Below are 2257 nucleotides of genomic sequence, written 5' to 3' on the forward strand. Positions count from 1 at the left end.
TGAAGATAAATATCAACCCAAAGATCTGTAGAGGGGTCATAAACCATACCTTCTGGTGAACTATGCGGACGGTGATTGAGACACCAAACTGAATTGGGTAAAATATCCCCTGCTCTATAACCAGACAATGGATGACCGGAAATCGTACCAACATCCGCACAGAGCGTATGAAACCCTCCTATCTTTCGCGAATTACTCACTGTGTAATCCCTTGGATACGTAGAGTTTTCTGATAAAACAAATTTATGAGACTGTCCTCCATCAGAAACCAAATAAACATAATAATCCTTACCCGCCGAAAGAGAAGGAACGCTTATTCTTGTATCTACCGTATAACTTGCAACTAAAATATCATTGCCTAATGCCAAAGTTATGCGTGTTCCTTTTTTCAAGGTTAATTGCGCTTTGCCTGTCGCTACAAGAAACGGGGTGGAAATTGAAAGAACCGTTAAATTGGACTGTTTCAGTAAATTGTTTACCTCTTCCGCTAGCGCTTTTGCCTGTGAAGCTACTGTATGGGCTGTTGTTGCCGTTGCTAGGGAACTCTTGATACCTCCAAGCTCTTGTTTCGTCGTATCGGCTGTTGTTTTGGCTTCTTCTGCTGTCCTTTTCGCTCTATCGGCTACTTCTTTGGCTTTTTCGGCTTCGCTCTTGGCTTGATAGGCTTGTGAATCTGCCGACTCGGCTTTTTTCTTGGCTTCTTCTGAGTACATCCGCGCTAAACTTACGGGGGCTTTAAAATTCTCAACCACTTGGTTGATATCAATAACCCTACTCCTCGCAGACGAGGCTATTTTCTCTGCATTTTCTGCCTGATTGCGCGCTTGCGTCGCATCATGTCTTGCATAACCAGCAGACTCCTTGGCTTCCTTGGCTATTTTTTGTGCCTCTTCCGCTTCTTCTTCTAAAGACGCGGCTTTCTTACCCGCTGTTTCAGCTGCCTTTTGCGCCTCTCCTGCTATATATTTTGCATTACTCGCTATTTCCTTGGCTTTTTCTACTTCATTCTTGGCTTCATACGCTCGGTCATCGGCTTTCTCTGCTATTTTCTTGGCTTCTTCACCTGCCATTTCTGCTAATCTTGCTATAGTCTTAGCGTTATTGGCTGCTTCATTCGCGTCGTAAGCTTTACTCCACGCTTCATTTGCTGTGCTTTTTGCCTTTTCCGCCTCACTACGAGCTTGCCCAGCATCATGGTTGGCATAACCTGCTGTCTGTTTGGCTTCCTGTGCTATTTTTTGTGCTTCTTCTGCGGCTGCTTCTAAAGACGCGGCTTTCTTACCCGCTGTTTCAGCTGCCTTTTTCGCCTCTCCTGCTGCATATTTTGCACTATTGGCTATTTCCTTGGCTTTTTCGGCTTCATCTTTTGCTTCATACGCGTAGTTATTGGCTTTCTCCGCTATTTTCTTGGCTTCTTCGCCTGCCGTTTCTGCTAAACTTGCTGTAAGCTTAGCACTATCTGCTGTTTCATTCGCTTTGTGGGCTTTATTCCACGCTGCATTCGCTGTGCTTTTTGCATTTTCCACCTCACTACGCGCTTGCTCCGCATCATGCTTGGCATAACCTGCTGTCTGTTTGGCTTCTTTCGCTATCTTTTCAGCTTCACCCGCTACTGTCTCTACCTGTGATGCCTTCTTTTGTGCACCATCAGCTACCTTCTTTGCCTCGTCCGCTGTCGACTTCGCACTATTGGCTAATTGTTTTAGACCATCCAAAGCACCTTTCGTTTCTTCTGCTACCTTCTCTGCTGCTTCCGCTTTACTCTTTGCTGCTGTAGCTATACCCTTCAACGCTTCTGCATCAACCTGCCCTGCCGTCTCTCCTGAACGCGCCGCAGACTCTGCTACCGCTTTCGCTTCAGAAGCTAATTTTGTAGCCTCCTCTGCACTCTGTTGGGCTTGATGAGCCGTCGCTGTTGCTGTATCCGCTGCACTTTTCGCTTCTAAGGCTATCGCTTTGGCATTACTTGCCTCTTCTTTTGCTTCTTCTGATACGCTCTTCGAAGAAGTCGCTGTTTGATTTGCTTCATTCGCAACTCTCTCTACACTTTCTGCTTTAACCTTTGCTTCTTCTGATAAACTTTTAGCATTAGAGGCTGTTTGACTTGCTTGTTCACTCGTGGATTTCGCTTCAGTCGCAACAGTCTTTAAACTTTCCGCTTTAGATTTCGCATCGCTAGCCTCTCTTACAGCTTGCTCTACTTTCTCTGTTGCTCTATCCGCTACATTCTTGGCTTCTTCTGCTGTGCTCTTCGCTG

General features: G+C 45.8%; 1 pseudogene. It reads right to left on the reverse strand.

The window, feature by feature from the left end:
• Positions 1-2257: pseudogene (locus tag ACFINR_RS08645) on the reverse strand (hypothetical protein); the annotation flags it as partial.

The organism is Bartonella sp. AP19HLJMH (assembly GCF_042196245.1).
In the GTDB taxonomy this organism is placed as follows: domain Bacteria; phylum Pseudomonadota; class Alphaproteobacteria; order Rhizobiales; family Rhizobiaceae; genus Bartonella.